Genomic DNA, 7,884 nt, shown 5'->3' with positions numbered 1-7,884 from the left:
AGCTCGAGGAGGACCAGAAGCGCCGCGCCAAGCGCGCCCGCACCGATGTCCTGGATCGGGCCATGATTGACCTGCTGTCCTTCTACCGCGATGTGCTCACCACCCAGATGGGCAGCGACGTCGAGCGCGTCAACCTCGACCTGTCCGACGCCGTCGATCAGGCCGCCCGCAGCACGAGTCCCGAGCAGTCCCTGGCCCGGATCACCGCCATCGAGGAGTGCCGCAGCCGGCTGCGCTCCAATGCCGCCCCGCTGCTGGCCGTCGAGGCCCTCATGGTCCAGCTGCGTCCCCAGGCCGTAGCGCGGTAACGCCGTTCTTCGACGTTGGCTGGCATTGGTGTCTCCATGTGGGGTGAGCTGCCGCCAGGGGGTGCCCATCGTTGAGGATTCTTCCCGGTAGGTAGGAAACTCATTCTGTAAGGGGATGAGAGCGAAAGTCTCTCTCATCCTTAAGGTGGATCACGTGGCGACTGGTCGTTTTTTATGATTCCGAGCATGGCAGTAAGACTGAAGCAGCACGATGACTGGAAGCGCGCCGTTTCTGCGGTGGGAAGAGGAAGGATGCGAGCTGGAGACGCTTCGGTGACCGGAACGTGGTCGGGTGGCTGTCGGGGTGTTGGCGGCTGTGGCGGGTGTGTGTCTGGGGGTGGGGGCCGGTGTGGTTCCTGCGGCGGCTGTGGCTCCGACTCCGGGGGTGGGGTCGAGTGTGGCTGGGGCTGCGGTTCCTGCGGGGTTGGAGTCGTTCTACGGTCAGACGGTGGAGTGGTACGACTGTGGTGCTACCGGGGGGATGGAGAGGTCGGCGGAGGCGACGGCGTTCAAGTGTGCGAAGGTGAAGGTGCCCTTGGACTACTCCCAGCCTGATGATGAGACTATTGAGATCGCCATGAAGAAGCATGTGGCCCCCGGCTCGATCCATCGGGGCAGCCTCTTCATCAACCCCGGCGGCCCCGGCGGGTCCGGGGTTCAGTACGTCGAGGCCGCTGCGGAGACGATTTTCGCCGGAGTGCAGGGCTCCTACGACATTGTCGGCTTCGACCCCCGCGGTGTGGGGGCCTCGACCCCCATCACCTGCACCGCCACTCCTGAGGCGCCTGCCGTCGCAGAGGCGGCTCCGGCCGCTCCGGCCGGCGCCGGCTCGACGTTCGAGCAGCGAGCGCCCCAGATCGCTGCAAAGATCAAGCAGACGGAGGCCGACTGCGCCGCTAATACCAAGCCGGCCGGGCTTCTGGATCATGTGGACACCGTCTCGGTGGCCCGGGACCTTGATGTCCTGCGGGCCCTGTCCGGCAATGAGAAGCTCGACTACCTGGGTGCCTCCTACGGCACCTATCTGGGCGCTTTCTGCGCCGAGCTCTTCCCCGCCAACACCGGCCGCATGGTCCTCGACGGAGCCCTGGACCCAAGCATCTCCCTGTATGAACGGCAGGCAGGGGCGATGAAGGGCATGGAACGAGCGCTGCGAACCTTCGTCGACTGGTGCCAGGCGGGACAGGACTGCCCACTCACCGGCGGCACCGACGCCGGGGTGCAGCAGGTCGGGGACCTCATCGCTTTTGCCGACCAGTCGCCTCTGCCGACCTCGGATCCGAACCGCCCGGTGACCGGGACCGAGATCCGCTCGGCAATCATGTACAGCCTGTACGGCGACGAGCGGACCTGGGGCGACCTCACCTCCTCCTTGGACGAGGCCGTCAACCGGCGCGGTGGCTCACTCTTCCGGCAGACGACGGACCAGACCGTGGCCGACGTCGTCCACACCGCCGCTGTCCGTGAGGCCATCAGCTGCTTGGATTACCCGGTCGACGGCGACATGGCCGTCTGGTCGGCACGGCATCAGGAAATCAGACGGGAGGCCCCTGTCTTCGGCGGCATGGCGGCGAGTGTCGACCTCTCCTGCCAGGCGTGGGGGGCACAACGGGACCCACGGGCCCACGCCGATTCGCGTCCAGGGTGCCTCGCCCATCCTGGTGGTCGGCTCCACCGGCGACGCCCTACCAGTGGGCCAGATCCTTGGCTGAACAACTCGACTCCGGCCGGCTGCTCACCCGGGAGGGCAACGGGCACACCGCTTATGGGCGCTCGGTCGCGTGCACGGAGACGGTGGACTCCTACCTGCTCACCGGGGAGCTGCCGGAGCCCGAGCAGGTCTGCCAAGATCAGAAGTAGCCGCCCGCCCCATGGGTTCGTGGGCATTTCAAGCCGTGGTCGGCAACCGCGCACAGACGGCAAGTTCAGTTTGTAACATATCGTCCATGAAAAAAGGTATGAAACATCGCACTGTCCAGGACGATATCGCGCCGGAACGTGGTCGGGTGGCTGTCGGGGTGTTGGCGGCTGTGGCGGGTGTGTGTCTGGGGGTGGGGGCCGGTGTGGTTCCTGCGGCGGCTGTGGCTCCGACTCCGGGGGTGGGGTCGAGTGTGGCTGGGGCTGCGGTTCCTGCGGGGTTGGAGTCGTTCTACGGTCAGACGGTGGAGTGGTACGACTGTGGTGCTACCGGGGGGATGGAGAGGTCGGCGGAGGCGACGGCGTTCAAGTGTGCGAAGGTGAAGGTGCCCTTGGACTACTCCCAGCCTGATGATGAGACTATTGAGATCGCCATGAAGAAGCATGTGGCCCCCGGCTCGATCCATCGGGGCAGCCTCTTCATCAACCCCGGCGGCCCCGGATACTCGGGGGTGGACATGGTGGAGAAGAATGAGAGCCAGTTCTCGCCCGACCTCAACAAGTTCTACGACATCATCGGCTTCGACCCCCGCGGCGTCGGAGACTCGACCCCCATCACCTGCGACGTCGACGGAGAGGCGGTCCCCGACGGGGCGGTCCCCGGAGCCATGGGCGCCGACGATCCCCTCCCTGGCCCCATCAGTGCCGACGCCGCCGGCGCAGACCCCACCCCCTTCCGGGATGCCCAGGACCCCATCGCCGACGGCGCGGCGACGGGCGACATCAGCTTCCAGGCACTGGTCGATGAGATCATCAGGGACTTCACGCAGAAGGAGAGCCAGTGCTCCGCTGGCACCAAGCCGGTGGGACTCCTGGACCATGTGGACACCGTCTCGGTGGCCCGGGACCTTGATGTCCTGCGGGCCCTGTCCGGGGACGAGAAGCTCAACTATCTGGGCTTCTCCTACGGCACCTACCTGGGGGCCCACTACGCCGAGCTCTTTCCCGCCAACACCGGCCGCATGGTGTTCGACGGAGCCATGGATCCCAGTCTGTCGCTGGGAGAGCGGGCCTCCGCTCAGGCCAAGGGCTTTGAGAACTCGCTGCGCGTCTACGTCGAGAAGTGCCAGGCCGGCCAGCTGGGCCCGGGGTGCCCGCTCACCGGAGGTACTGATGCCGGGGTGCAGCAGATCCGCGATCTCATCACTGCTGCGGACCAGGAACCGCTGAGAACCTCCGACCCGAATGCCACCGTGGACGGCAGCATGATCCGCGTCGTCGTCCGTCGCCTCATGTACTCCTCCGAGTACTGGAGCGCCCTGACCTACGCCCTCGACCAGGCCGTCTCCCAGCAGGAAGGAACCTACTTCCAGATGCTTCACGGACCTGCGACGGCCGGTGTCAGCGTGCCGACCTTCTACGCCGTCAACTGCCTCGACATCCCCGCCCAGGGTGATATGGCCGCCTGGGAGAAGGAGTATCAACAGAACATCCAGGAATCGCCGACCTTCGGTGCCTCCCTGAGCAATCAGGACGTGCGCTGCCGGGCCTGGGGGCACAACGGGACCCGCAGGCCGGCGACGATTCACGCCCAGGGGGCCGCCCCCATTCTGGTGGTGGGCGTCACCGGCGACCCGGCGGCCCCCTACGCGTGGTCCGAGGCCCTCGCCGACCAGCTCGAGTCCGGCCGGCTTCTCACCTGGGAGGGCAACGGGCACACCGCCTACGGGCGCGCTGACGCGTGCATCCACAGCGCGGTTGACGAGTACCTCATCGGCGGGACGATGCCGGAGCCGGGGCTGGTCTGCAAGGACGGAGAGTGATGTCAGCGCGACTTCAGGACGAATCCGTCACAACTCCGGTATGACCGGTGATGGGTGACAATAATCCTTCTTGAGGAGGAGGAGCCGGGCGCTCCCGCACCGTAATCTTCCTATCGTGACTATTGAGAACCCTTGTCCCCTTCGTCCTCGTTCCAAGAAGCTCCTGGCCGCCGTTGCGGCGCTCCTGATGGGCGCTGGTCTAACGGCGTGTCAGTACGGCTCGAACATCACTGCCGCACCGGCCACCGCGTCCGCCTCACCGGCGATTCCGGCCGGTTTGGAGAGCTTCTACAACCAGAAGATCTCTTGGTACGACTGCGCCAAGAAAGGCATGGAGGAGGTGAAGTCCGGGGAGAACACCGGTTTCACCTGCACCAAGGTCAAGGTGCCGCTGGACTACTCCAACCCCGGTGGAGAGACGATCGAGATCGCGGTGAAGAAGCGAGCGGCGAGCGGGGAGTCGGTCGGCTCCCTGTTCGTCAACCCGGGCGGGCCGGGAGGATCGGGCATCCAACTGGCGGAGGCCTCCGGAAGCTACTTCTCCAAGAATCTCACCGGCTCCTACGACGTCGTCGGTTTCGATCCGCGGGGCGTGGGCTCTTCAACAGCGGTCGACTGCCTGAGCGATGCCGAACTCGACGCCGAGCGGGCCGGTACGAACAAACCGGCGGTAGTATCGGCCGTCTCAACCGTTGAACGGGCTCAGAAGATGAACACGGCCTGTGAGTCGAAGACCAGTACTCCCGGGCTCCTGGACCACATCGACACGATCAGCGCTGCCCGCGACCTCGACATCCTGCGCGCGGTTGACGGCCAGCAGACACTCACCTACCTGGGCCTATCTTACGGCACCTACCTGGGGGCCACCTATGCCGAGCTCTTCCCGGGTACCACGGGCCGCCTGGTTCTCGACGGTGCTGTGGACCCCTCTCTGAGTTTCGAGGAGCTGAATCTGGGGCAGGCCAAGGCCTTCGAGGTCTCGCTGCGGACCTATGTGGAGAACTGCCAGAGCTCCAAGGGCTGTCCCTTGAGCGGAGACGTCGACTCCGGTGTCTCCCAGATCCGGGAGTTTCTGGAGTCGGTGAAGACGGCGCCGATCCCGACCTCGGACGATAAGAGGCCGCTGACCTACGACCTGGCCGTGAACGGGGTCCTGGGGTCGCTGTACCAGACCGACTTGTGGCCCGCCCTCAGCCAGGCGCTGACGCAGGCGACGGGAGGCTCAGGGACTCAGGACGGAAGCGGGCTGCTGATGCTCGCTGACGCATTCGCCACCCGACAGGCCGACGGCAGCTACTCCGGCAACGAATCCGAGGCCATTATGCCGATCAACTGCCTGGACTTCCCGGTTCAGGGTGATGAGGCCTCCTGGGAGGAGAGTGCCACCGCCATCAAGGAGGCCTCTCCCACCTTCGGTTCTCAGCTGCTCTACTCCAACGCCTACTGCCAGGGCTGGGGCCACGAGTCGACTCGTAAGCGTGAGAAGATCACGGCCCCCGGTACGGCGCCGATCCTCGTGGTGGGCACCACCGGCGACCCGGCGACCCCCTATGAGTGGTCCGAGGCGCTCGCCGAGCAGCTCGACTCCGGTCAGCTCCTCACCTGGAAGGGTGACGGGCACACCGCCTACGGGCGCTCCAACGACTGCGTCACGAATGCCGTGGACGCCTACCTGCTCAACGGGACCATGCCTGACGAGGGACTGACCTGCTGACCCATCCTCCTGCCCTGGTGCGTCACTGATCCGAAGCACCCAGTAGCGCCTCGCGGTAGGCATGGTCTCGGCCCCGGTCGGCGAATCACGCCGACCGGGGCCGAGACCTGTGAAACGGGCCGGATCGGATCCGGTGCGTCACTCGCGCAGCTCACCGGCGATGGAGCGCCCCATCCACCGGGCCAGCTCGCCTCCCCGCAGCCCCTGCGAGAGCAGGAACTGCACCTTGGCGTAGGCGGCCTCCAGGGTCATGTCGCGACTGCCGACGGCACCGCTGCGGGCCAGCGCGTCCCCGGCCTCGTAGCGCCCCAGGAGCACCTCGGCCTCATGGCACTGGGAGGTGACGATCACGGCAGTCCCAGCGGTGACCACCTGTTCGACGATGTCGGGCAGACCCGGCTCCTGGGAAGGGATGTTGCCGACCCCGAAGGCCCGCAGGATCACGGCGTCGGGCAGCGGCGTCAGCAGCGCCTCCAGGCGTGCCGCAGTGATGCCCGGGGTCAGGTCGACCACGATGACGTCGTGGCGCGCATAGGGCGCGGCGTTCCTCCAGCCGATGCCCGTCGGCGTCGGCGCGGCCCACTGCCACGGGGCGCCGGTGATGGCCAGCGGGGCGGTGTTGGGGGACTCGAAACCGGTGAAGGCCCACGAGGAGGACTTCGTCGCCCGGTTGCCGGCCAGCAGCCGGTGCCCGAAGAAGAGCGAGACCCCGTCGACGCGGCCGGAGGTGGCGGCCCTGAGAGCGCCGGTGACGTTCGCGGCGGCATCCGAGCCCAGTACCCTCAGCGGGAGCTGGGAACCAGTGATGACGACCGGCACGGTCAGATCTGTCAGCGCGTAGGACAGGGCGGCACTGGTGTAGGCCATCGTGTCGGTCCCGTGCAGGACCACGAAAGCGGCCTCCGGGTTATCGGCGGCGTGGGCGCGCAGGTCGTCCACGATCGCCTGCCAGGACAGAGGGGTGGCGTTCGAGGAGTCGATGAGTGGGACCAACGGGGTCACCGTCACCACGTGCTCCAAGGGCGTGCCTTTCAGCAGGGAGGCGAGCCAGCCCTGCAGATCTGCTCCGGGGACGAGACCGCGGGGGGAGTCCACCATACCGATGGTGCCTCCGGTGTAGGTGATGTGGACGCGCACGGGTCAGGCTCCTGCCGGTGAGGCCTTGTCGGATGAGGAGGGGGCGGCGTCGTGCGGTGAGGCGGGTTCGGATCCCTCCGCCTCTTCGGTGAGGACCTCCTCGAGGAGGTCTGCCCGGATGCGTCCCCGCACCGCATACCAGCCCGCCACCATCATGACGATGACGATCGCGAACAGCGCCAGGGTCCATCGCCCGGCCGGGTCGGTCAGGTTCGAGGCGACGACGACGGTGAAGAAGGCCAGGGCCACGTAGTTGGTCCAGGGGGCGCCGGGCATCCGGTAGGCAGGGCGCACCTCCTTGCCCTGGCGCACTTTTCTGAGGAAGGCGAGGTGGGTGACGAGGATGGCGCCCCAGGTTCCGGCGATACCGATGCCGGCGAGGTTCATGACGATGTCGAAGGCGTCGCCGGGCAGGTAGGCGTTGAGCAGGACCCCCAGTAGTCCCAGGGCGGAGGTAATGGTGATGCCGCCGGTCGGAACCCGGTGCTTGTTGAGTCCAGCGGCGGCCCGGGGAGCCTCGCCGGCCACTGCCATGGAGCGCAGGGTGCGTCCGGTGGCGTACAGACCGGCATTGAGTGAGGACAGTGCGGCGGTGAGAACCACGACCTGAATGATGTCGCCGGCATAAGGGACCCCGATACCGGAGAAGAAGGTGACGAAGGGAGACTCGGTTTTGGAGTAGGACGTGTAGGGAAGGACCAGTGCCAGCAGCATGACGGAACCGACGTAGAACACGAAGATGCGAAGAATCATCGAGTTGATCGCCTTGGGCAGGATCTTCTTGGCCTCCTGTGCCTCGCCGGCGGCCACCCCCACCATCTCCGTGCCGCCGAAGGCGAAGACCACGCCGAGGGTGAGGGCGAAGACGACCGGGAATCCCTCGGGGAAGAAGCCCCCGTTTCCGAGAATGTTATGAGCTCCTGCGGTGATCTCATCGCCGTTGGATGCGGTATCGGTGTGGAGCCCGAGGACAATGGCGATGATCGCGATCACCATGAAGGACACGATGGCGGCGACCTTGATGAGTGCGAACCAGAACTCGGCC

Annotated in this window: 6 protein-coding genes and 1 pseudogene; 5 read left to right on the top strand and 2 right to left on the bottom strand. The window is 66.4% G+C overall.

What is annotated here, in order from left to right; translation table 11 throughout:
• The 5 genes and pseudogenes from RWR81_RS11290 to RWR81_RS11270 all read left to right on the top strand — a co-directional run.
• The coding region (locus tag RWR81_RS11290) for a DNA polymerase III subunit delta' C-terminal domain-containing protein (protein ID WP_314457821.1) at positions 1–308 on the top strand (308 nt) is incomplete at its 5' end.
• Between the two features lie 481 nt (positions 309–789).
• A pseudogene (locus RWR81_RS11285) lies at positions 790–1,452 on the top strand (alpha/beta fold hydrolase); the annotation flags it as partial.
• A 452-nt stretch (positions 1,453–1,904) separates the two neighbouring features.
• Positions 1,905–2,168, top strand: a complete 264-nt coding sequence (locus tag RWR81_RS11280) for an alpha/beta hydrolase (protein ID WP_314457825.1) — start codon at positions 1,905–1,907, stop codon at positions 2,166–2,168.
• Between the two features lie 98 nt (positions 2,169–2,266).
• Entirely contained in the window at positions 2,267–3,988 is a 1,722-nt protein-coding gene (locus tag RWR81_RS11275; RefSeq protein ID WP_314457819.1) for an alpha/beta hydrolase, read from the top strand.
• 187 nt (positions 3,989–4,175) lie between these two features.
• Positions 4,176–5,702, top strand: coding sequence for an alpha/beta hydrolase (locus tag RWR81_RS11270; RefSeq protein ID WP_314457823.1), 1,527 nt, complete (start codon positions 4,176–4,178; stop codon positions 5,700–5,702).
• A 138-nt stretch (positions 5,703–5,840) separates the two neighbouring features.
• Here the strand turns inward: RWR81_RS11270 and RWR81_RS11265 are convergent, their stop codons facing one another.
• Complete coding sequence (locus RWR81_RS11265) at positions 5,841–6,839, bottom strand: asparaginase (protein ID WP_314457817.1); 999 nt, start codon at positions 6,837–6,839, stop codon at positions 5,841–5,843.
• Positions 6,840–6,842: 3 nt separating this feature from the next.
• Positions 6,843–7,884, bottom strand: a 1,042-nt coding sequence (locus RWR81_RS11260; protein ID WP_314457814.1) for an amino acid permease, incomplete at its 5' end; no start/stop codon positions are given.

Source organism: uncultured Actinomyces sp. (assembly GCF_963526355.1).
Classification (GTDB): domain Bacteria; phylum Actinomycetota; class Actinomycetes; order Actinomycetales; family Actinomycetaceae; genus Actinomyces.
Note: the sequence above shows the minus strand (reverse complement) of the source record. Positions and strands in the feature narration are given on the sequence as shown.